This window comes from Pseudomonas sp. No.21, assembly GCF_054558415.1.
Map to the genome: position 1 here is coordinate 94,216 of NZ_BAAJNO010000009.1, position 21,796 is coordinate 116,011.

At 68.4% G+C, this 21,796-nt stretch carries 21 protein-coding genes; 13 read left to right on the top strand and 8 right to left on the bottom strand.

All coding sequences use genetic code 11. From position 1 onward, the window contains the following. The first annotated feature begins 59 nt into the window (after positions 1 to 59). Positions 60 to 1,514: an NAD-dependent succinate-semialdehyde dehydrogenase gene (locus ACYJSS_RS19635; protein ID WP_236206227.1), complete on the top strand. Its 1,455-nt coding sequence runs from the start codon at positions 60 to 62 to the stop codon at positions 1,512 to 1,514. 303 nt (positions 1,515 to 1,817) lie between these two features. On the opposite strand, the gene hpaR is transcribed toward ACYJSS_RS19635, so the two are convergent. Next, positions 1,818 to 2,240 (bottom strand): homoprotocatechuate degradation operon regulator HpaR, encoded by a 423-nt coding sequence (gene hpaR, locus ACYJSS_RS19640; protein WP_236206226.1) that lies wholly within the window; start codon positions 2,238 to 2,240, stop codon positions 1,818 to 1,820. Between the two features lie 54 nt (positions 2,241 to 2,294). Beyond that, positions 2,295 to 3,356, bottom strand: a complete 1,062-nt coding sequence (locus tag ACYJSS_RS19645) for an extracellular solute-binding protein (protein WP_236206225.1) — start codon at positions 3,354 to 3,356, stop codon at positions 2,295 to 2,297. A gap of 229 nt (positions 3,357 to 3,585) precedes the next feature. Here ACYJSS_RS19645 and ACYJSS_RS19650 point away from each other — a divergent pair, with 229 nt between their 5' ends. The 4 genes from ACYJSS_RS19650 to ACYJSS_RS19665 all read left to right on the top strand — a co-directional run bounded on the left by ACYJSS_RS19650 (position 3,586) and on the right by ACYJSS_RS19665 (position 6,795). Further along, positions 3,586 to 4,029 (top strand): GlcG/HbpS family heme-binding protein, encoded by a 444-nt coding sequence (locus ACYJSS_RS19650; protein WP_111264612.1) that lies wholly within the window; start codon positions 3,586 to 3,588, stop codon positions 4,027 to 4,029. A 120-nt stretch (positions 4,030 to 4,149) separates the two neighbouring features. After that, positions 4,150 to 5,448, top strand: coding sequence for an NAD(P)/FAD-dependent oxidoreductase (locus ACYJSS_RS19655; RefSeq protein ID WP_111264606.1), 1,299 nt, complete (start codon positions 4,150 to 4,152; stop codon positions 5,446 to 5,448). Between the two features lie 223 nt (positions 5,449 to 5,671). Next, positions 5,672 to 6,037, top strand: a complete 366-nt coding sequence (locus ACYJSS_RS19660) for a cupin domain-containing protein (RefSeq protein ID WP_236206224.1) — start codon at positions 5,672 to 5,674, stop codon at positions 6,035 to 6,037. Between the two features lie 98 nt (positions 6,038 to 6,135). Further along, on the top strand, positions 6,136 to 6,795 hold the full coding sequence (locus ACYJSS_RS19665; protein WP_111264604.1) for a helix-turn-helix transcriptional regulator: 660 nt from the start codon (positions 6,136 to 6,138) through the stop codon (positions 6,793 to 6,795). Between the two features lie 8 nt (positions 6,796 to 6,803). On the opposite strand, the gene ACYJSS_RS19670 is transcribed toward ACYJSS_RS19665, so the two are convergent. Both ACYJSS_RS19670 and ACYJSS_RS19675 read right to left on the bottom strand, forming a co-directional pair. Beyond that, positions 6,804 to 7,712 (bottom strand): helix-turn-helix transcriptional regulator, encoded by a 909-nt coding sequence (locus tag ACYJSS_RS19670; protein ID WP_236206223.1) that lies wholly within the window; start codon positions 7,710 to 7,712, stop codon positions 6,804 to 6,806. A 796-nt stretch (positions 7,713 to 8,508) separates the two neighbouring features. Beyond that, entirely contained in the window at positions 8,509 to 9,285 is a 777-nt protein-coding gene (locus ACYJSS_RS19675; RefSeq protein ID WP_236205602.1) for an SDR family NAD(P)-dependent oxidoreductase, read from the bottom strand. A gap of 467 nt (positions 9,286 to 9,752) precedes the next feature. On the opposite strand from ACYJSS_RS19675, the gene ACYJSS_RS19680 reads away from it, so the two are divergent. From ACYJSS_RS19680 to ACYJSS_RS19710, 7 genes are all read left to right on the top strand, one after another. Then, entirely contained in the window at positions 9,753 to 10,574 is an 822-nt protein-coding gene (locus ACYJSS_RS19680) for a molybdenum cofactor biosynthesis F family protein (protein ID WP_111264823.1), read from the top strand. Beyond that, entirely contained in the window at positions 10,567 to 11,361 is a 795-nt protein-coding gene (locus ACYJSS_RS19685; RefSeq protein ID WP_236205601.1) for an SDR family NAD(P)-dependent oxidoreductase, read from the top strand. Before ACYJSS_RS19680 ends, ACYJSS_RS19685 begins: the two co-directional genes overlap by 8 nt. Next, complete coding sequence (locus ACYJSS_RS19690) at positions 11,358 to 12,131, top strand: SDR family oxidoreductase (protein ID WP_236205600.1); 774 nt, start codon at positions 11,358 to 11,360, stop codon at positions 12,129 to 12,131. The genes ACYJSS_RS19685 and ACYJSS_RS19690 overlap by 4 nt, the downstream gene beginning before the upstream one ends. Before the next feature lie 186 nt (positions 12,132 to 12,317). Next, entirely contained in the window at positions 12,318 to 13,301 is a 984-nt protein-coding gene (locus ACYJSS_RS19695; protein ID WP_111264826.1) for a response regulator transcription factor, read from the top strand. A 94-nt stretch (positions 13,302 to 13,395) separates the two neighbouring features. After that, positions 13,396 to 14,277, top strand: a complete 882-nt coding sequence (locus ACYJSS_RS19700) for a transporter (RefSeq protein ID WP_236205599.1) — start codon at positions 13,396 to 13,398, stop codon at positions 14,275 to 14,277. Next, entirely contained in the window at positions 14,267 to 15,466 is a 1,200-nt protein-coding gene (locus ACYJSS_RS19705) for an MFS transporter (protein WP_236205598.1), read from the top strand. The genes ACYJSS_RS19700 and ACYJSS_RS19705 overlap by 11 nt, the downstream gene beginning before the upstream one ends. Next, positions 15,463 to 16,572 (top strand): class II histone deacetylase, encoded by a 1,110-nt coding sequence (locus ACYJSS_RS19710; protein WP_236209822.1) that lies wholly within the window; start codon positions 15,463 to 15,465, stop codon positions 16,570 to 16,572. Before ACYJSS_RS19705 ends, ACYJSS_RS19710 begins: the two co-directional genes overlap by 4 nt. Before the next feature lie 15 nt (positions 16,573 to 16,587). On the opposite strand, the gene feaR is transcribed toward ACYJSS_RS19710, so the two are convergent. Together feaR and ACYJSS_RS19720 are read right to left on the bottom strand one after the other, a co-directional pair. Next, positions 16,588 to 17,541 (bottom strand): transcriptional regulator FeaR, encoded by a 954-nt coding sequence (gene feaR, locus ACYJSS_RS19715; RefSeq protein ID WP_111264299.1) that lies wholly within the window; start codon positions 17,539 to 17,541, stop codon positions 16,588 to 16,590. Between the two features lie 439 nt (positions 17,542 to 17,980). Beyond that, positions 17,981 to 18,154, bottom strand: a complete 174-nt coding sequence (locus ACYJSS_RS19720) for a hypothetical protein (RefSeq protein WP_158545635.1) — start codon at positions 18,152 to 18,154, stop codon at positions 17,981 to 17,983. Between the two features lie 134 nt (positions 18,155 to 18,288). On the opposite strand from ACYJSS_RS19720, the gene ACYJSS_RS19725 reads away from it, so the two are divergent. Then, positions 18,289 to 19,257 (top strand): ATPase, encoded by a 969-nt coding sequence (locus ACYJSS_RS19725; protein WP_236205596.1) that lies wholly within the window; start codon positions 18,289 to 18,291, stop codon positions 19,255 to 19,257. 6 nt (positions 19,258 to 19,263) lie between these two features. On the opposite strand, the gene ACYJSS_RS19730 is transcribed toward ACYJSS_RS19725, so the two are convergent. Both ACYJSS_RS19730 and ACYJSS_RS19735 read right to left on the bottom strand, forming a co-directional pair. Continuing rightward, on the bottom strand, positions 19,264 to 19,845 hold the full coding sequence (locus tag ACYJSS_RS19730; RefSeq protein ID WP_236205595.1) for a DUF3156 family protein: 582 nt from the start codon (positions 19,843 to 19,845) through the stop codon (positions 19,264 to 19,266). Then, complete coding sequence (locus ACYJSS_RS19735) at positions 19,826 to 21,325, bottom strand: APC family permease (protein WP_236205594.1); 1,500 nt, start codon at positions 21,323 to 21,325, stop codon at positions 19,826 to 19,828. The genes ACYJSS_RS19730 and ACYJSS_RS19735 overlap by 20 nt, the downstream gene beginning before the upstream one ends. Between the last annotated feature and the right edge of the window lie 471 nt (positions 21,326 to 21,796).

Here is a 21,796-nt window from a genome sequence, read left to right on the forward strand (position 1 = left end):
ACCCGGCCCTGCTCGCAGGCCCGGGAACGGGCATGGACCGTCCGAAACAAGGCAGACTGATGAAACTCAACGACCTCAACCTGCTGCGCGAACAGGCCTACGTGAACGGCCAATGGATCGAAGCCGACGACGAAGGCCGCTTCGCCGTGACCAACCCCGCCAACGGCGAACTGATCGCCGAAGTCGCCTCCCTCGGCCGCGCCGAAACCGCCCGCGCCATCGACGCCGCCCAGGCCGCTCTGCCCGCCTGGCGCGCCCGCACCGCCAAGGAGCGCAGCACCATCCTGCGTCGCTGGTACGAGCTGATCATGGCCAACCAGGAAGACCTGGCCCGCCTGCTCAGCTGGGAACAGGGCAAGCCCCTGGCCGAGAGCCGGGGCGAGATCGCCTACGGCGCCAGCTTCATCGAGTGGTTCGCCGAAGAGGCCAAGCGCGTCTACGGCGACGTCATCCCCCACGACAAGCCCGGCCGCCGCCTGGTGGTGATCAAGCAGGCCATAGGCGTGGTCGCCGCCATCACTCCCTGGAACTTCCCCAACGCCATGATCACCCGCAAGGTCGGCCCGGCCCTGGCCGCCGGCTGCACCGTGGTGCTCAAGCCCGCCTCGGAGACGCCGCTGTCCGCCCTCGCCCTGGCCGCGCTCGGCGAGCGCGCCGGGATCCCCGCCGGGGTGCTGAACATCGTCCCCGGCACCCGCTCGCGGGAAATCGGCGCCGAACTGACCGGCAACCCGCTGGTGCAGAAGCTCTCCTTCACCGGCTCCACCGGCATCGGCAAGCTGCTGATGGCCCAGTGCGCCGAGACCATCAAGAAGGTCAGCCTGGAACTGGGCGGCAACGCGCCCTTCATCGTCTTCGACGACGCCGACCTCGACGCCGCCGTGCAGGGCGCCCTCGGCTCCAAGTTCCGCAACACCGGGCAGACCTGCGTGTGCACCAACCGCCTGCTGGTGCAGAACGGCGTCTACGACGAATTCGCCCGGCGCCTGGTGGCGGCGGTCAACGCCCTCAAGGTGGCCCCGGCCGACGACGACGGCGCCCAGCAGGGCCCGTTGATCAACGCCAAGGCCGTGGCCAAGGTGGAGGAACACATCGCCGACGCCGTCGCCAAGGGCGCCCGCGTCCTGGCCGGCGGCAAGCCCCATGCCCTGGGCGGCAACTTCTTCGAGCCCACCGTGCTCGGCGAGGTGACCCCGGAGATGCTGGTGGCCCGCGACGAGACCTTCGGCCCGCTGGCACCGATCTTCCGCTTCGACACCGAAGAGCAGGCCATCGCCATGGCCAACGACACCGAATTCGGCCTCGCCTCCTACCTCTACACCCGCGACCTCGGCCGCGCCTGGCGGGTCAGCGAAGCACTCGAATACGGCATGGTCGGCGTCAACGAAGGCCTCATCTCCACCGAAGTCGCCCCCTTCGGCGGCATCAAGCAATCCGGCCTCGGCCGCGAAGGCTCGAAGTACGGCATCGACGATTACATCGAACAGAAATACCTGTGCCTCGGCATCGCCTGAAGCCCATTGGTGGGCTGAAGCCCACCCTACGGGAATGCCCCACCCCACCGGGCAGCACCCAGTGGGAGCGAATTCATTCGCGATGCTTTTCGCGGTTGAAACCGCTCCCACAATCCCCCCCCAACGCCACGCAACTCTGTAGGGGCGAATTCATTCGCCAAGCGGCGCGCAGCGCCGCCGTAGGTTGGCGCCAAGCGCAGCGCGGCCCAACGGTGCAAGGCCCGCCCTCGCTGCGCAACCCTGTGGGAGCGAATTCATTCGCGATGCTCTTCGCGGTTGAAACCGCTCCCACCGCTCATTGCCTCAGGGCTTGATGCCCTTCAGCTCCTGCAGCAGGTCCAGCAGCTCGTGCAGCTTCTGCTCGCCCAGCTGCTGCTGGATGGACTGGTAGCCGCGCTCCATCTCCTGGCTCATGGACTGGAAGCAGGCTTCGCCCTGTTCGGTGAGGGCGAGGAGGATACGGCGCTGGTCCTCGGCGACCTTGCGCCGGCGGACCATGCCGTCGCGCTCCAGGCGGGCGAGCACGCCGCTCATGCTGGGCTTGAGGATGCAGGCCAGGCGCGCCAGCTTGTGGCTTTCCATCTCGCCCTGCTGGCGGAGAATGCGGATCACCCGCCACTGCTGCTCGGTGAGGTCGTGGCGGTTGAGCTGGGGGCGGAAGAAGCGCATGGCCGCTTCGCGGGCCTGCAACAGGGTGAGGGTCAGGGAGGCACGGGTATCGGGCATGGGTCGGCAACGCTTGAAAATTAGTTCACAGTTTAACGAATCGAGTGCTACGCGTCATGGCGCGCGGCTCGCCTTGACCTTCGCCCAGAAGGCATCCAGCGCCGCCTTCTGCTCCACGGAAAGCCGCTCCAGCACATAGAGGCGCCGACGCTCGTCGCTCTTGAGCACCTGCATCGGCCGCTCCCTGGCCAGTTCCGCCAGCTCCGGGCTGTCGGCCGCCAGGGGCGAGTAGAACTGGCTGGCGCGGGCATCGGCCAGGGCGTTGCGCGGCTCCAGCAGGTAGTCGATGAAGCGGTAGGCGAGGTCCGGGCGCTCGGCGTTGGACGGGATCGCCAGGCTGTCGATGAAGACCATCGCGCCCTCGTCGGGAATGCGGTAGCTGAGCGCCGGGTTGCGCGCGGAGGCGGTCAGCGCGTGGCCGATCCAGGCCATGGCCACGCACAGGCGGCCCTCGGCGAGGGCGTCGATATAGGCGTCGTTGTCCAGGTGGCGCACGGTGCGGGCGATGCCCAGCAGCGGCTGCAGGTTGCGCTCGATCTGCCGCGCGCCGTACAGCGACAGGCTGCGGCCCCGGTAGTTGAACCACAGCGAGGCGGTTTCCTCCGGGGCATCCAGCAGGCCCACGCCGCAGGCGGCCAGGCGCGAGGCCTGGCGCTCGTCGAACAGCAGGCCCCAGCTGTTGGGCAAGGGCGCGCCATAGGCGGCCTCGGCGAGGCCCGGGTTGACCACCAACCCCACCGAGCCCCAGAGGTAGGGCACCGCATAGCGGTTGGCCGAATCGATGCCGGCGAGCATCGCCAGCAGGCCGCTGTCGACGCTGCGGTAGTGGCTCAGCCGCCCCGTATCCAGCGCTGCCAGCTGGCCTGCGCGGATCAGCCGCGACAGCTGGAAATGCGAAGGCACGACGATATCCAGGGGTTGCCCACGCCCCAGGGCAGCGTCCAGTTCCTCGGCGGCGGTCATGGTCTGGTACTCGACCCGGATGCCGGTCTGCTTCTGGAAGTCGGCCAGCACCTGCGGCTCGATGTAGTTCTTCCAGTTGAGGACCCGCAACACCTCCTCGGCCCGGGCTTCCAGGGCCAGCAACAGCATCGCCAGACAGGCCAGCAGTCTCATCGCGCAACTCCTTGCAGGAAATGGGGCCGGCAGCGCCGGATCGCCCATTAGGAGCGAGGTGTGGAGCCTGCGTCATGTTCGAGCCTGCCAGCTTCTTGCTTGCCCGTGCCGGATTGGCCAGGGCGTGACGCGGGCCACGCAAAGACGGTGCAAGAACCGCTGCCCGGGCCATTGCAGACGATCATTAACCTGTTCATGATCGAGCAGAAATTCCCCCCAGGTGCCCCCCATGAACGCCCTCCTGCGCCAACAGCCCCACCTCGGCCTCGCCCTCGCCATGCAGGCGCTGCAGGCCGCCCTGGATGCCGCCGCCGAGCATGGCGTCCGGGTCAGCGTCCAAGTGGTGGACGCCGCCGGCCTGCCGATCCACAGCGCGCACATGGACGGCGCCCCCGGCCCCAGTCGCGCCATCGCCCTGAACAAGGCCGTCACCGCCGCCGGCTTCGGCATCGCCACCCATGCCTGGCAGGAGCGCCTCGACGGCTGCTCCGCCGCCGTGCGCCAGGGCCTGCCGCTGCAACCGGGGCTGGCCCTGTTCGGCGGTGGCGAACCCTTCCGCCACCTGGGCCAGGTGATCGGCGCCATCGGTATCTCCGGTGCTTCCGAGCAGCTCGACGGGCTCTGCGCCCGCGCGGCCGTGGAGCGCGTCGCAGAGCTGCTGGCGCCAGGTTGACCCGGCGCCTGTCACCCCGGGTCAAGGTGACGGGCAGTGAGGGACAAGACCGCAAGGGTCCGCACGCCCCTTAATAGTCGCCAGCAGAACGCATTCCACCCACCGTTTCAGGCTGCAGTCATGATCAATATCGAGACACCCACCTACTACACGGCCACCAAGAAGTACGACCTCTCCTTCCCCTCCCTGGAAGCGGACCTGGAAGCGGATGTCGTCGTGATCGGCGGAGGGTTCTCCGGGATCAACACCGCGCTGGAACTGGCGGAGAAAGGCATCACCAATATCGTGGTGCTGGAGGCGCGCTACCTGGGCTTCGGCGGCACCGGGCGCAACGGCGGGCAGATCATGGCCGGCATCGGCCACGACCTGGAGAAGATCCGCAACGACGTGGGCGAGGACGGCCTGCGGCAGATCTTCGAGATCAGCGACCTGGGCGCCGACATCATCAAGGGCCGCATCGCCAAGTACGGCATCGACGCCGACTTCTGCCACGGCTACGGCTACATGGGCTTCAACGCTCGCCAGGAAAAGACCCTGCGCGCCTGGGAGAAGGAGTTCAAATCCCTCGGCTCGCCCCACGAGATCCGCTTCCTCGGCGGCTCCGAGGTCAAGCAGATCATCGGCTCCGACGCCTACAGCAGCGCCCTGCTGCACATGGGCGGCGGCCATGTGCACTCCCTCAACCTGCTGCTGGGCGAAGCCAAGGCCCTGGCCAGCCACGGGGTGAAGATCTTCGAATACAGCCCGGCGCTGGAGGTGACCTACGGCGAGCGCATCACCGTGCGCACCGGCAAGGGCTCGGTGAAGGCCAGCAAGCTGCTCTGGGCCTGCGACAGCTTCCTCAACAAGCTGGAGCCGGAGCTGCACAAGACCACCATCAACACCTACGCCTTCCAGATGATGACCGAGCCCCTATCGGACGAGCTGATCCAGCGCATCAGCCCGATTCGCGGGGCCTACAGCGACATCCGCCCGGTCATCGACTACTACCGCGTGACCAACGAGAACCGCCTGCTGTTCGGTGCCGCGACGCCCTTCGTCGAACACATCCCGGGCGACCTCAAGGCCTGGAACCGCAACCTGATGCTGAAGATCTTCCCCTACCTCAAGGACGTGAAGATCGACCTCGCCTGGGGCGGCCCCATGGCCTGCAGCGCCAACCTGTTCCCGCAGATCGGCACCCTGCCCGGCCGCCCCAACGCCTATTTCGTGCAGGGCTACTCCGGCTTCGGCGTCACCCCCAGCCACATCATCTGCAAGGTGCTGGCCGAGGGTATGAGCGAAGGCTCGGCGCGCTACGACCTGATCAGCTCGGTGCGGCGCATCGAGGTGGTCGGCAAGGACCATATCCGCCCGCTGCTGCTGACCGCCGGCAAGACCTGGCACCAGGTTTCCGGCTACTGGAACGGCCGCCGTTGAATCCGATCGGCGCGGCTGCGCGTCGGCGGTACGGCGTAGGGATCGGCCTTGGAATGCTCATTCACGGGCGTGAACTCCGCTTCCGCGGCCGCTCCCGCTTGGTACCGCTCCAGCTCGCTCCCGTCGGAAACGGTGCAGCGGAAAAGCATGTACCGTCATTCCCGCGAACGCGGGAACCCACTGAACGACCAACACCTTTTCCATCACTCGCAGGAGAACTGCCATGTCCCTCACCCCCATCAAGACCGGTATCACCCTCGCTGAACTGGATGCCTGGGGCACCGTCGCCGACCTGGGTTCGGAAATCCTCGAAGGCGAGGTCAAGGCCTTCGGCAAGATGACCGCCGGCGCCCCCACCGACCCGGTCAGTGCCGCCTATTTCGGCACCACCGGCGGCAAGTTCCGCATGGTCTACCCGTTCAACGAGCAGGCCACGGTGGTCACCGGCGAGGTGGTCCTCACCGACGAGTCCACCGGCCAGACCACCCGCTTCAAGGCCGGCGACAGCTGGTATGTCGCCAAGGGCACCCCGGTGCTCTGGGAAGTCCCCGGCGAGAGCTTCGTCAAGCACTACTACGCGGTGGCCTGACCTCTTCAGGTGCCTGCCCCCCGGGGCAGGTTCGCGCCACTGGCAACCTCTGCGGCGATGGTCTGCACTGCCCTCACCGCCCACGCGAGGGTTCCTCCATGACGCCATCCCCGGTCGAATTCGCCAGGCATTGCCTGAGCACCTTCACCCACTTCGTCCCCGCCTCCCTCGGTGCCTTCTACCTGATCGACGATCAGTTGCAGGCCCGCGACTTCCAGCTGCTGGGCATGCACCTGCAGATGCACGACGCCTACCTGCGCCACTACCGCCACCTCGACCCGCTGCAACCCGGCGCCTGCCTGGCCACCGGCCTGCCGGTGGTGCCCCTGCAAGCCGGCCAGGCACGCCAGGGCGAGGCGCAGAACCGTGAATACCAGGGGTTCCTGCGCGCCCACGAGGTGATAGACGTGGTGGAGGTCATCGCCCAGGCCGGCGAGCGCCCCGTGGCCGGGCTGTCCCTGTTGCGTTGCAGCGGCATGCCGGCGTTCTCGGAGGAGGAACTGGCCAGCCTGGCGGCCCTGCAGGGGATGATGGAAGCCGGTGTACAGGCCCTGGTGCCCACTGCCGAGCCGAAGCTGCAGGGCCTCACCCCGCGTGAACGGGAAATCGCCCTGCTGCTGCGCGAAGGCATCAGCAACAAGCAACTCGCCCGCCACCTGGGCGTCGGCCTGCCGACGGTGAAGACCCATCTGCTCAACCTGTTCCGCAAGGTCGGCGCCAGCAGCCGCACCGAACTGGTGGCGATGCTGTTCCTCTGAAGCGTGACTCAGCGCTCCAAGTGCTGTGCCCGCGCAGCGGGCGCGACGCCCGTCGGCAACTGACCCAGCCCGGTGCCCAGCAGGTGGTTGACGAAAAGGTGGAACAGCTCCGACTGGCTGGAGATGCCGAGCTTGCTGTAGAGGTGCTTGCGGTGGTTCTTCACCGTACCCTCGGCGATCTCCAGGTGCAGCGCGATGGAGATGCTCGAATGCCCCCGCAGGATCAGCCCCGCTATGGCCTGCTCGCGCGCGGTCAGGCGGTCGGTGGCGAAGCCGGAGAAGGCCGCCGCCAGATGCTCGGCGATGCTGCGTGCCGGCCGCGCGCCCATCGATGCCACCGCCACGCTGGCGTAATGGCGCTGCAGGAAGGCCTCCAGCGCCGGCTGGCACAGGCGCAGGGCGGCAATCTCCTCCTCCGCGAACACCGGCGAGCCGTTGCAGCGCATCAGCGAGTAGGCCGCATAGGTGCCTCCCGGCAGCGGCGAGAGGAAGACGATCTCCTCGGCCAGGCTGCCCGAGGCCAGCGAGATGCACGGGTGCACATCCGGCGAGTTGAAGTATTCCCCTTCGAAGAAGGCGTCCGGCGCCAGCTCCTCCATGCGGTAGAGCCCGGCGGGCCGACCATGGGCGCAGGCGGTGTAGACCGGGTCCAGCAGGTAGGTGCCGTTGACGTAGCGCTGCATCGCGCCGGGCTCGGGGATGCCGTGCAGGTTGTCGTGCAGCAGCGCGGGGCTGCCGCCCGCCGGGTAGAGGAAGATGCAGCTCTGGTCGAACGGTGCCAGGGCCTGCAACGCCTCGTCCAGGCGCTCGGCGAAGGCCGTCGTCTCCACGCTGGCGATCAGCTCGGGGCTGTGTGCGTGCCAGGCTTCCAGCACCTGCCAGCCCTGGGAGTGGGAGAGTCCTGCTTCGTGCGCCATGCTTCACCTTCTTGTTGTCCGGCCGCCCCGTCCAGGTGCAGAAATGGGCCTTGGGCGCGCGTTTCAGGGGTTTTTTCAAGAAAGCACTTTGCTTGCCACAACGCCCTCCACGCCAGCGCTTTTCAGCGCGACCGTAGGGGCGAATTCATTGGCTATGTCTGCGTTAAGTGTTGCTAGAGGATTTGAGCCCAGCTGATTGCCGAGTTCTGGTGATGTTTCTGGTTTCGCCCCCCCGGGCGAGTCCCTTTTCCAGTCGTTGAAAAGGAACCAAAAAACTTGCCCCATCATCCGGCCCCGGCTTCGCCGGGGTTCCCTCACTCCATCGTCGCTCTGGGGGCCGGCGCGATGGGCCATCCATGGCCTGGCGCGCCTCTCGCGGCATCCATGCCGCTCGTCCCCCGGCGCAACGACTGCGTTCGGCCTCCTGGAGGGGCGTTGGCGGCTGCTCCAACTTTCTTCGTCAAGCGCATCGCCACGTGGTGCGCACAGGCTTTCGTAGGATGGGTCGGGCGGCGTTCCGCGAGCGAAGCGAAACCCATGCGGTGGAGGTGGTACGAACTCTTGGACGCCCGGAAATGGCCGTGCTTGAGCGCTTGCTTTAAAACCACAACAGCTAACGCAGACAGAGCCAATTCATTCGCCCAGCGGTGCGCAGCACCGCCGTAGGGTGGACCACGCTCCACCGGTCCACCAACCGGAGCCATGCCGGGCGCCCCCTGATACCCCCGCCGCTTGCGCCCCAATGAAAAAGCCCGACACAGTCACCTGCATCGGGCCCGTCCGGCTGCGTTCCCTGCTACACGGACGAAAAGCCGTTATCGACGAACAGGTGCGCGCCGCTGACGAAGGAGGCCTCGTCGGAGGCGAGGAACAACGCCGCTCGCGCCACCTCCTCCGGCTCGCACAGGCGGCCCTGCTGGGCGGCGATGTCGGCCTCGCTGGCGTTGACACCCATGGCCTGCAGTTCCTGCAGCTCGCGCATGCCGTGGGCGGTGCGGATGAAGCCGGGCGCCACCGCGTTGCAACGGATGCCACGGTCGCGGAACTCCACGGCGATGGCCCGGGCGAACATCTGGCAGGCGCCCTTGGTGGCGTTGTAGACCACCTCCCCAGGCGTCGCGTACTGGGCGGAGATGGACGAGGTGCAGACGATGCTGCCCTTGCCCCTGGCCAGCATCTGCGGCAGCACGGCGCGGGTCATCAGGAACATGCTCTTGACGTTGACCGCCATCAGCCAGTCCCACTCCTCTTCCTGCACCTCCAGGAAGGGCTTCACGATCAGCGTGCCGGCGTGGTTGAACAGCACGTCCGCCGGGCCCAGCGCGGCGAGGCTGGCCGCCACCGCGGCGTCCACCTGGTCGGCGCGGGACACGTCGGCCCCCAGGCCGATGGCGCGCCCGCCCTCGGCCTCGATCTGCGCCGCCAGGTCACGGGCCGCCTCGGCGTTGCGATCGATGATGGCGACCGCCGCGCCCTCGCGGGCGAACAGCCGGCTGGCCGCCTCGCCGCAGCCACCGGCACCCCCGCTGATGATCGCGACCTTGCCGTGCAGGCGTGGTTGGTTGGAAAGCATGGCACCTCCTGTTTCAAGGGTTCAGCAAGGGTGGCGGGCAGGAGACGGCTCCTGCCCACGGCCGGCGGGGGTGATCCCTGGGCAGGCCTCGGCGCGGGAACCCGCCTGCGCCGGTGAAGCGTCCTCCGGCGAGGGCACCAGGCGATGGCGACACCGGAAGGCGAGGCAGGCCATGCCGATCAGGCGCCACGCGGCGGCGACCAAGCCCCCCGGTTGAAGAGCGGGTCATGGACAGGGGCGATGGTCGGGGCAAATGCTGGGGATGGGTATGTCCCTAAAGGGACAGCTTGAAAGACGGCTGGAAGCTTGAAGCTTGAAGCCAGAGCGATCCTGCGGACCTGGCGCCGCTCTTGTCTTCCAGCTTTCGGCTTCCAGCTTCCAGCTGCTCCTCATCCGTCCGGTTGATACCCCCACCCGCCCCAACTGGCGACCATTGAGTCCTCATCGACAACAACGAGGACCGTTCCATGACCACCCAATCCGACTGGATCACCGTAGGCGCGCTGGCCGAAGGCTTTGCGCCCGAGGCGTTCATCCTGCCCAACCTGGCCGATCTCGACGGCAGGCGCTTCGACCTGCGGTTCGACAACGGCTGGAGCATCGAGCACCTGTTCGCCGATGGGCACCTGGACTGGGCGCTGGCCGACGGGTCTTCCAGTGGTCGTTCGCCCTATCGCGCCACCTCGGTGCGCCCGGGCATCTACCTGGTGGATTTCATCAAGGAGGAGTTCGGCCAGCAGTGGTCGGTGAGCCTGGTGCTGGATACCGGTGCCGCCGCCTTCACTGCCGTGCTCGGCCGCCTGCCCGATGCCGCCGCCACCCGCGAGGGCCTGTATGGCCGCGCGCTGGCCGGCAAGAGCCTGACCGGCGTCGAGGTGCAGTTCTTCCACGGCACCCTCGACCGCCCCTTCCAGCCAGGTGCCTGCCCCCATGCGCCGAGCGCCGAGCTGGTGGGGCTACGCAACCGCTATCGCTACAGCCCCACCGAGGTCTACGAGCACATCTACCTCAACGAGAACTACTACAGCTGGCAGTGCCTGGCGGGCGTCGAGAAGGGCCTGTGCGACACCGACCGCTGCCACTACGTCAAGATCGCCGATGAGCTCTACCTGTTCGTCTGGCGCGAGAAGATCGTGCCGACCCTCGGCGTGGTGATGATCGACCTCAAGGCCCACCGCAGCGACGGCAAGATCTTCGGCTACGCCGACGGCGATTTCGGCGCCCTCTCCAACTTCCCCGTCGCCTCCCATTGCGACGTGCTCAACCGCACGGTGCATGGCGATGCATGAGCGCACGGTGGTGATCACCGGGGCCGGCACCGGCATCGGTGAGGCCTGCGCCCGCCGCCTCGCGGTGGAAGGCGCCAACCTGGTGCTGGTCGGCCGCCGGCGCGAGCCATTGGCGAGGGTCGCCGCCGAGACGGGCGGCCTGGTACTGGTGGGCGATGCCGCCAGCAGCGCCGACTGGGCCGGCTTCGTCGCCGCCATCCACGCACGCTTCGGCGGCATCGACGCCCTGCTCGCCTGCGCCGGCGGCCACGGCCTGGGCAGTGCCACCGACACCAGCGACGACGCCTGGCAGGCGGCCATGCGCGGCAACCTCGACACCGCCTTCCACAGCGCCCGCGCCTGCCTGCCGGCGCTGCTGGAACGGCGCGGCAGCATCGTCCTGCTCGGTTCCATCGCCTCCCTGGCGGCGGGGCCGCAGGTGTGCGGCTACACCACCGCCAAGCATGCGCTGCTGGGCCTCACCCGCTCCCTGGCACGGGACTACGGGCCGCAAGGCGTGCGGGTCAACTGCGTATGCCCCGGCTGGGTGCGCACGCCCATGGCCGACGAGGAGATGCAGCCGCTGATGCGGCACTACGGCGAGAGCCTCGACGCCGCCTACGCCCGGGTCACGGCCGAGGTGCCGCTGCGCCGCCCGGCGCAGGCGGAGGAAATCGCCGCGCTGTGCCGCTTCCTGATCAGCGACGAGGCCGCCATCCTCACCGGCGCCACCCTGGTGGCCGACGGCGGCTCCAGCATCGTCGACCTGCCCACCCTCGCCTACGAACGCCTGGGGGACGCGCCATGAAGAACGCCTTCGATTTCACCGGGCGCAGCGTGCTGGTCACCGGCGGCGCACAGGGCATCGGCCGCGCCATCGTCGAAGGCTTCGCCGCCTGCGGGGCGCGGGTGCTGATCGCCGACCTGCAGCAGGTGCCGGCCGAAGCCCTGGCGCGATCGCTGCGCGATGGCGGCCGCGACGTGAGCGCCGTCACCCTCGACCTCGCCGACCGCGACGCCACCCTGCAGTTGCTCACCGGCCTGCCCCGGCTCGATGTGCTGGTGCATAACGCCGGCTACTTCCCGCTGACGCCGCTGGTGGAGATCGGCCCGACATTGCTGGAGCGCACCCTGGCGGTGAACCTCGGCGCGCTGTTCTGGCTCACCCAGGGCGCCCTGCCCCTGTTCCGGCGCCAGGGCGGGGGCTGCATGCTGGTCACCTCCTCGGTGACCGGGCCCCGGGTGGCCTACCCGGGGCTGACCCACTACGCGGCGTCCAAGGCCGGGGTCAATGGCTTCATCCGCAATGCGGCGCTGGAGCTGGCCCCCGAGGGCGTCCGGGTCAACGGTGTGGAACCGGGGATGATCCGCACCCCGGCCATGGGCAACCTGGGCGATGCCGGGCACGCCGCCGCCATCGCCCGGGGGGTGCCCCTGGGGCGCCTCGGGGAGCCTGGCGACATCGCCGCCGCCATGCTGTTCCTCGCCTCGGACCAGGCGTCCTACATCACCGGCCAGACCCTGGTGGTGGACGGCGGCGCGACGCTCCCGGAGACCCTCGCGGCCACCCCCGGCTGAACGCCCAAGGCCAGGGCCGGTGGGGGTCGCCGGCCTATCCTGCATCTGTAGGATGGTGACCTCCGCACGCCTTGGCGATACTCGCTCCAGGCCCTGCCCCGTCACCCCGACACCGGCCACCCACTGATGACTGAGAGCCGCTTCCCGGCTCCGACAAGAACAACAAAGTCGCAGAGAGGTATCCCCATGAGCCAGATCGACGAACACCTCATCACCCCCCGTCGTTTCGCCGCCTTCAACGGCTGCGTGCTGGACCTGCAACGCCTGGCCCAGGAACAGCCTCTCGCCCGTTTCCATCGTCATGCCCTGCAGCGCCTGCAGGCGTTGCTGGCTTTCGACAAGGCCTGGTGGGGACACGCGGCGATGGTCGCCGACCTGCCCGAAGAACGCAGTTCCCAGGTATTCGGCCTGCCGTCGAGCTATGTCGAGGACTGGCAGTCGATCCGCGAGCAGGACATCACCATCGGCCTGGTGCAGTCCCGGCCGGGCCGCGCGGTGATCGTCGACAGCCAGGCCGATGGCACCCCTGCCGGGCTGCGCTGGCTGGGCCGCAAGCACGGCTTCGGCGAATTCCTCTGCGTGATCCACATCGACCCGCAGACCCAGCTCAGCGTGCACCTGACGCTCTACCGCCGCCCGGACGCGCCGCGCTTCGAGGAAGAGGAACGCTTCCTCCTCGACCAGGTGATGCCGCACCTGTCAGCCGCCGAGGGCGCCAACCAGATCCGCGCCCTGGTGGCCCTGCGCGAGGCTCTCGATGGGCCGAACACCCTGGCGCTCGCCGTGTGCGATCGCCAGGGCACGCTGCACTATGCCGAGCACGGTTTCGTCGAGCGCCTGCTGCTGGAATGGCCACGCTGGAGCGGCCCGCACCTGCCCGAGGCGGTCGGCGCCGCCGGCTATCGCGGCCAGCACCTGCAGCTGGACGCCACCGAAGTGGGCCACCTGCTCCTGCTCAGCGCCCGCCCGCGCACCGCCCTGGCGCAGCTCAGCGCCCGCGAGGCCGACGTCGCCGAGCGCTTCGGCGGCGGCAGCACCTACAAGGAGATCGCCCGCGACCTGGGCCTGGCGCCGAACACCGTGCGCCATCACATCCGCAGCATCTACGACAAGCTCGGCGTCAACGGCAAGGCGGGCATCGCCCACCTGCTGCACCACGCCTCGGGCTGACCCCACCCGCTCCCCGCGCCCCTCCACCCGCCCTGAAGAAGGCGGGACGGGGAGCCTTTGCCTGCACTCATCACCCGCCAGAGGAAACCTGCACATGCACAGCCGCCATTCGCCCCTGCTCCCTCAGATCGTCGCCCTCGCCGTTGCGCTCGCCGCAACCGGTGCCCAGGCCGCCGACCTCAACGCCCGCGACTTCGTCTCCGCACCGGTGGGCACGGTGCTCGGCGTCGGCTACCTGCCGCTGACCCGCGCCAACGACTACCACGGCGCGGGCGACACCACCGGCAAGGCCGACCTCGCGACCAACGCCTTCGCCTGGCGCCAGCTGATCTTCACCGACATCTGCGGCACCCTGTGCACCCCGCAGTTCATCGTGCCCTACGTGGACGTCGACATCCGCGCGCCCGGTGCCGCCAGCCGCAGCAGCGAACGCGGCCTGGGCGACCCACAGGTGGGCGGCACGCTGTTCTTCATCAACGACCCGCAATCGCGCACCTACAGCGGCCTGCTGACCCTGCTCACGGTGCCGGTGGGCGAGTACCACGGGCGCAACCCGGACGCCTCCCCGGGAGCCAACCGCTGGGCCCTGCACCTCAACTACAACTACACCCAGGGCGTGGGCGAGAAGTGGATGCTGGAAGCCAACCTCGAAGCCCAGCTCTACGGCAAGAACGACGACTACTTCGGCCAGGACCTGGAGCAGAAGCCGCTCTACCGCCTGCAAGCCTTCGCCTCCTACGACTTCACCCCCAGCACCTACGGCGCCCTGCGCCTGATCCACGCCGATGGCGGCGAGCTGGAATTCAATGGCCGCACCCTTGACGACACCCACCAGCGCTACACCCAGCTCGGCTTCGAGGTCGGCCACTGGCTGGACCCGCGCAACCAGGTGCTGCTGGGCCTGACGCGCAACGTCGCCACCGAGAACGCCTTCGAGCAGAACAACCTGCTGCTGCGCTTCGTCCATGTCTTCTGAGGGCCCTGCCATGACCACCGCCACTCCTGCGGGGCTGCCCCGCTCCCGCCTGCTGGCCATCGTGCTGTTCGCCGCCATCGTCCCCTGCGTGCTGATGGCGGCACCGGCCATCGCCACCCAGTACGCCCTCCAGCTCGGCCTCGGCCCGGCGCAGATCGGCCAGTTGTTCTCCGCCGAACTGGCCGCCATGAGCCTGGCCACCCTGCCCGCCTACCTCTGGCAGCCACGCCTGGACTGGCGCCTGGTGGCGCGGGGCGCGGCCCTGCTGTTCATCGTCGCCAACCTGGCCTCGGCCTGGGTGAGTGCCTTCCACCCGCTGATGGCCCTGCGCGTGGTCAGCGCCCTGGCCGGCGGCACGCTGATGGTGCTGTGCATCGCCAGCGCGGCGCAGAGCCAGGACCGGGACCGCGTCTATGGCCTGTGGGTCATGGGCCAGCTGGTGCTCGGCGCCATCGGCCTGTGGCTGCTGCCACCGCTGTTCGCGCGTTTCGGCCTGCAGGCGCTGTACCTCGGCCTGGCCCTGCTGATGCTGTTGTGCCTGCCGCTGGCCGGCAGCTTCCAGGCCATGGCCGCGTCCACCCGGGCGCCGGTGAGGGAGCGCGGCGGCCTGGGCTGGCGCGCGCTGCTGGCGCTGTTCGCGGTGCTGGCGTTCTACGTCGGGCTCAGCGGCGTGTGGACCTTCATCGGCAGCATCGCCAGCGCCGCGGCCATCGACCCGGCCAGCAGCGGGCGCATCCTCGCCATCGCCACCCTGCTGGGCATCGCCGGTGCCGCCTGTGCCGCACTGATCGGCAGGCGCTGGCCGCGCGGGGCGATGCTGCTGCTCGGCTACGGCCTGATGGCCGGCGCCGTGCTGCTCCTGCTGGACCAGCCCGGCCTCGCGCGCTTCGCCACCGCCGCCCTGGTGTTCAAGTACACCTGGACCTTCGCCCTGCCGTTCATCCTCGCCTGCCTGGCCGACCTGGACCGTGACGGCCGCCTGATGAACACCACCAACCTGCTGATCGGCGGCGGCCTCGCCCTGGGCCCGGCCATCGCCGGCCCGCTGCTGGAAAGCAGCGCCGGCATGCGCGGCGTCCTGCTCCTCAGCGCCACCTGCCTGCTGCTGTCCTTCGCCGCCCTGAGCGTCAGCCGCCTGCGCGCCGGCGAACCCACCCCCTCCCTCGACGACAACGGAGTCCAACCATGAGCCGCCGTACCGCCTTCTTTTCCGATGAACTCTGCTTCTGGCACAGCGCCGGCATGCACGCCCTGACCCTGCCGGTGGGCGGTTGGGTGCAGCCGCCGGCCGCCACGGGCTTCGCCGAATCCCCCGAGACCAAGCGCCGGCTGAAGAGCCTGCTGGATGTTTCCGGCCTCTCCCGCCAACTGCTGCAACGCGGCGCGGAGCCAGCCACGCACGAGGACCTGCTGCGCGTCCACCCGGCGCACTATCTGGAGCGCTTCAAGGCCCTGAGCGATGCCGGTGGCGGCGAGCTGGGCAGCGAGGCGCCCATAGGCCCGGGCAGCTACGAGATCGCCAGGCTCTCCGCCGGCCTGGCCATCGCCGCCGTCGACTGCGTGCTGCGTGGCGAGGCGGACAACGCCTACTCGCTGTCGCGCCCGCCGGGCCACCACTGCCTCGCCGACCAGGCCATGGGGTTCTGTTTCCTCGCCAATATCCCCATCGCCATCGAGGCCGCCCGGGTGCAACACGGCCTGCGCCGGGTCGCTGTGATCGACTGGGACGTGCACCACGGCAACGGCACCCAGTCGATCTACGAGGAAGACGGCGAGGTGCTGACCCTCTCGCTGCACCAGGAGAACTGCTACCCGCCGGGCTACAGCGGTGTGGAGGATCGCGGGCGCGGCGCGGGCCTGGGCAGCAACATCAACATCCCCCTGCCGGCCGGCAGCGGGCATGACGCCTACCTGCAGGCCATGCGCCGCATCGTGCTGCCGGCGCTGCAGCGCTTCCGCCCGGAGCTGATCGTGGTGGCCTGCGGCTACGACGCCAATGCCGTGGACCCGCTGGCGCGCATGCTGCTGCACAGCGACTCGTTCCGGGGGATGACGGCGCTGCTGCGCGAGGCGGCGGATGCGCTCTGCGGTGGGCGCCTGGTACTGGTGCACGAGGGCGGCTACGCGGAAGCCTACGTGCCCTTCTGCGGCCTGGCGGTGATGGAGGAACTGGCGGGGGTGCGCACGGCGGTGGAGGACCCGATGCTGGCCTTCATCCAGCTGCAGCAACCGGGCGAGGCCTTCGCCGGCTTCCTGCGTGACCGGGTGGAGCACCTGGCCACGCAGCTGGGCTAGCCGATGGGGCGGCCGTCAGAACCCGGCGGCCGCCTGCATCAACGCACCGGCGCGGTAGTCCTTGGGCGAGCGGTCGAAGTGTTTCTTGAACGAGCGGCTGAAGTGCGCCGAGTCGGTGAAGCCCCATTTGTAGGCGATCGAGGTGATGGACTCGCCCCTGAGGATGGGGTTGGCCAGGTCGTCGGCGCTGCGCTTCAGGCGTGAGCGCTGGATGTAGCGGCAGACGCTGTCGCCCTCCTCCTCGAACAGCCGGTACAGGTGGCGCACCGAGATGTCCAGGCGATTGGCCAGGGCCAGGGGCGTGAGGTTGGGCTGGGACAGCGACTCGTCGATGATCTTCTGCACATAGCTGCGCAGGTTGGCGCCCTGCAACGAGTCGCTCGATGCGGCTTGCGCGCAGTCCTGGCCCAGCGCCGGCTCCAGCAGGGAGATGAAGGCACTCTCCAGGGCCTCGCTTTCGGCGTCATCCGAGGCGGCCTGCTCGCGGCACAGCTGGTCCATCAGCAGGTGGAGCATCTTGCCGCTGGCGCGGCTGGAGGAGATCTTGCCGAACTTGGCCTGCTTGGACTTGAACGCCCGCTCCACCGCCACCCGGGGCAGGTGCAGGGAAGCGTGGTCGATGAGGCCGAAGGGGGTGATCTCGCAGGCGCCCACCGAATCCATCAGCAGCAGTTCGCCAGGCGCCAGGTCGATGCTCACCCCGCCCTGCATCACGCGGGAGAAACCGCTGCGCTGGCTGATCAGGAAGCAGTGGCGATCGTCATCGCGGTCGGCCTTGAGGGAAGCGCGGGAAATTAGCCCGGCATTGGTGCGCAGGTGCGCCATGGTGAGGCCGGAATGGCACTGCGAGGAGATCTCGCCGATGAACAGCGAACGGCTGGTCGCCAGCCGGGTCTCGAACCTGCCACAGATGGACTGCAGCGCCGCCTGCCAGTCTTCCAGACCGCCACGAGCTTCTTGAGCACGCATACGAACCTCCGGAGTTGTCTTGTTTTTGTTGCGAGATTGTTAACATGTTATCTATGCGAGCGCAACAAGGACTCGATGGCCTCTGAAGATGCAGTTTCGGTGCCAGCAGAGCAGTACGCCGGCCGCTCCTCGCCAATGGGCAGCATGCCCGGCTCAAGCGTGGGGCATGCCATACGCATCGCCTCGGCCACGGGGCGTGAAGAGGTGCATTGTTCGGTTCCCGGCTGAGCACGCAGCGCCCCTACGGGGAGCCAACTCAGCGTGCACGTGGCGGCACCTTCGTAGGATGGCGTAGAGCGAAGCGAAACCCATCAGCGATGGTGCAGGGAATTCATGGGCATCCGGCAAGCACCGCGAACCACGACAGCCAACGCGGACATAGCCAAAACAAAAGCCCCGGCACACTGGCTGGGGCTTTCGTTGGTGAACCTGTCGCGCCTTAGCGGGCCAGCACCGCCAGCACGATGACCAGCAGGACGATGCCGCCGGCGATCACCAGGGCCTGGGTGCCCGAGCGCTCCTTGCGGGCGCCCCGGCTCTTCTTCGGGTGGGCGGTGCCCATGCCCGGCTTGAAGCCGGCGGTCCTGGGGCCCTTCATCTTGTGCGATGCCATGAATCACTCCTTGTTGAATGACGACACGCCGAGAACCTAACACCCGCCCGCCGCCCACTCCAAGCCCCCGTTTGCCGCCATCGCGCCAACCTGCATAATCGCGCTTAAGACCCCAGCCAGGGAAACGTTCCCGGATGCCCAGCAAAGCCCCGATCACCCGTGCCTACTGCGTCCAGCTGGACGAGGTGCTGTCCATCGCCGAAGCCCGGCGGGCATTCTTCTCCCAGCCCGAGCCGCGCAGCCGCTTCGACTTCCTGTGCTCCAGCGAGGCCTGCCGCGCACTGGGCACCAAGGTCACCGCCGCCAACTACGACAAGCAGCCGAACGAGACCTACAAGGCCGCGCACTTTCGCGAGAACCCGCACTCGGCCCATGCGCCCGATTGCCAATGGATGAGCGGCGAGGAAGACGAGGACGCCCAGGGCAAGCTGCCCGGCGAGACCGAGAGCGACACCCGGCAGCGCCACGCCAGGCGCAAGCTGCACGACTACATCGATGTCTTCGAGCCCCCGCTCGAGCGGGCCAGGCCGGCCACCGAGGCACCCGCCGCCCTCTCTGCGCCCGATGAGAAGAAGCCCGGCCACCCGCCTCGGGAAGCCCCTGCGCCACGCACCGAGAAGAAGTCGATCAACCAGCGCACCAACAGCCTGGAGCGCCTGGTGGAGTGCTACCGGCAGGCACGGCTGGAGCTTAGCGACGAGGAGTTCAAGGCCATGCGCCTGCGCGTGGTGGGCGAAGGCGAGATGCCGCTCGGGGCGTACTTCAAGGCGATCAAGTACGCCAGGCCGGGCAACGCCAACCGGGTGCTGCAGGGCGGCGCGCTGCTGATGGACCGCTACGGCAGCGGCTTCAAGCTGAAGTTCTACGACCGCATCGACAACAAGCCGGTGTTCCTCTACATCGCCAAGGAGCAGATGGACGCCTACCGCTTCAAGGGCTACCTGGACGGCTTGCTGAGGGAGGAAGTCGACTACTTCCGCGTCTACGCCATCGGCGAACTGGCGCTGTCCCCCAGCGGCAAGAGCCTGGACCTCAAGGTCGCCGACCTGCGCCAGCTGGTGCTGATCCCGGGCATGAAGAAGGCCCCCGCGACGGGGGCCTGACGCCACTCAGAACCCCGCCAGCACCCGGGCCAGTATTGGCAGCACATTCAGCAGGTGAGCCCGTTGCGCCTCGTCCAGGCGAATGTAGCGACGGAACGCCGGCATGCGGTTGACCACTTCGCTGGCGCCCATGTGCTCCAGCAGCACCTGCCAGTGACCGCCGTCGCGCTCGATGCGCAGGCGTTTGAAGTCCAGCGGCATCAGTGCGGCCCGCAAGGCCTCGTCGCCCTCCAGCGCAGCGATCACGCCAACCAGCCCGGCCGCTTCCCCGGCGCGCCGGGTGCAGGCCAGGCCCTGGCGGCGGATGGCGCCGGTGTGGCGCAGCTCCAGCTTCGCCACGCCCTGCCCGCTGGAAGGCACCCGCAGTTCGAATTCGGTGAGCACCAGGTGCATCAGCAGCTCCGACTGGGTGCGCTCGCGGGCCTCGACGCTCAGCCCGCCCTCCAGGGTGAAGCGCCCCCGGCCTGGCTCCAGCGCCTCGAAAGCGAGGCCGCCGAGGTTGCGCCGCACGAGGGCCAGGGTCGCCCCCGGCCGGTAGCCGGAGGGCGCGCGGCCGTTGCCGAAGAACTCACGCAGCGCGAGAAGCATGGCCATAGCTCTCGCTGGCGTGGATGCCCGGCTCGGCGGCGAATTCCTTCTCCAGCACCTCCTCCACCGGTACCGGGCGGAACGGATTGACCTTCTGCACCACCACCGTCCAGAACAGCGCGTAGGCCGCGGTCAGGCCGAGCATCACGGCGAAGGGGCCGTAGATGTCCCTGGGGTTCATGCCCGGCGGGGTGATGAACCACATGCCCAGCAGGATGCCGGCGCTGGAGATGATCTGCGGCAGCGGGAAGAACGGCGACTTGTAGGCACGCGGCAGGTCCGGGCGGCGGATGCGCAGGATCACCACCGAGAGGGTCACCAGCAGGTACGCCGTGCTCCAGGCGCAGACGGCGGCCAGCACCAGGTTGAAGATGTTGTCGGTGTTGCCACCCAGCCATGCGGCGTGCAGGCACGGGATCAGCACCGCCACGGCGATGCACAGCAGCGGCGTCTTGTAGCGCGGGTGCAGGTAGGCGAAGACCTTAGGCAGCGCGCCGTCCATGGCCATGCCGTACATGATGCGCGGCACGCCGGCCATCAGGGTGTTGATGGTGGCGGCGCCGGCGAAGAGGAAGCCGATACCGAGCCAGATCGGGCCGATGTCGCCCATCACCTGCTGGGCGAACTGCGGGATGGCCATGGGCGTATCCAGCAGGTGCACGCCGGTGGCCTCGTCGAGCAGCACGTTCTCCACCTGGCGCTTCATCGCCGCGCCGTAGATGAACATGCAGGAGGCCACGCCGAACAGGCCCAGGGCCATGGCGCGCGGCATGGTGCGCGCGGAGTTGCGCAGGTCCGGCGCCAGCGGGGTGACGAACTCGCAGCCGACGAACATGAACATCGCCATGCCCACCAGGGAGAGGATGGTCACCAGGTCCGTGCCGATCAGCGAGGTGCCGAACCAGCCGTCCAGCTGCACGGCGGGCGCGGCGATGAGGCCGGCGATGCCGAACACCATCAGCGTCGTCCACATGCCGAAGGTGAGGATCACCTCGGCCTTGCCGAACACGCTGACGCCGAAGCCGTTGAGGATGCCGAAGACGATGACGAAGCCCACGCCCAGCAGCCAGGAGCCGCCGGCCGATTCGGCCAGGGTGTTGAGGTGCTCGAAGTTAACCAGTGCCATGACGCCGGCGAGGATGGTTTCCGCCGTGCCGGCGAACACATGGACGATCAGGTACGCCGCGATGGTCCCGGTGATGGCGAAGAAGCGCCCCATGCCGCAGGCGATGTAGTCGTAGACCGAGCCGGTGGTCGGGAGGATCGAGGCCGCCTCGGCGAAGGTGGTGGATTGCGCGAGCATCATCACCATGGCGATCAGCATGGCCACGGCGAAGGCGCTGCCGCCGATGCCGAAGCCCATGGTGGCGGTGAGGATCACCGGGCTGGCCATGATCAGGCCGATGGTGCTGGCCAGCGCGGTGGGGAAACCGACCGTACCTCGATTCAAATGTGCGGTGAGCTTGGCGTCGATCGACATCGTCAGGGCCCTCGAATGCATTGTTCTTGTTTATCGTTATCCGGCCATCACGGCCGGTGCGGTCGAAGCCGCAGGTTCCCGAACACTCTGCGCCCGCCCTCCCCGGGCGTCTTGCCCCTGCCTGCCGCTGCTCTTGTAGCAGCCTGACATGCCCGCACGCCCCGCAGGATGGCGTAGAGCGCAGCGAAACCCATCGATCCGAGGCCCCACCACACACCGTGATTGCCGGCCGCTCCGGCAGCATGGGTTTCGTACCTCTACCCATCCTACGAACTCGCACGCCCGCAGGATGGCGTAGAGCGCAGCGAAACCCATCGATCCGAAGCCCCATCACACACCGTGATCATCGCCGCTCCGGCAGCATGGGTTTCGTACCTCTACCCATCCTATGAACTCGCACGCCCGTAGGATGGCGTAGAGCGCAGCGAAACCCATCGATCCGAGCCCCCATCACACACCGTGATCATCGGC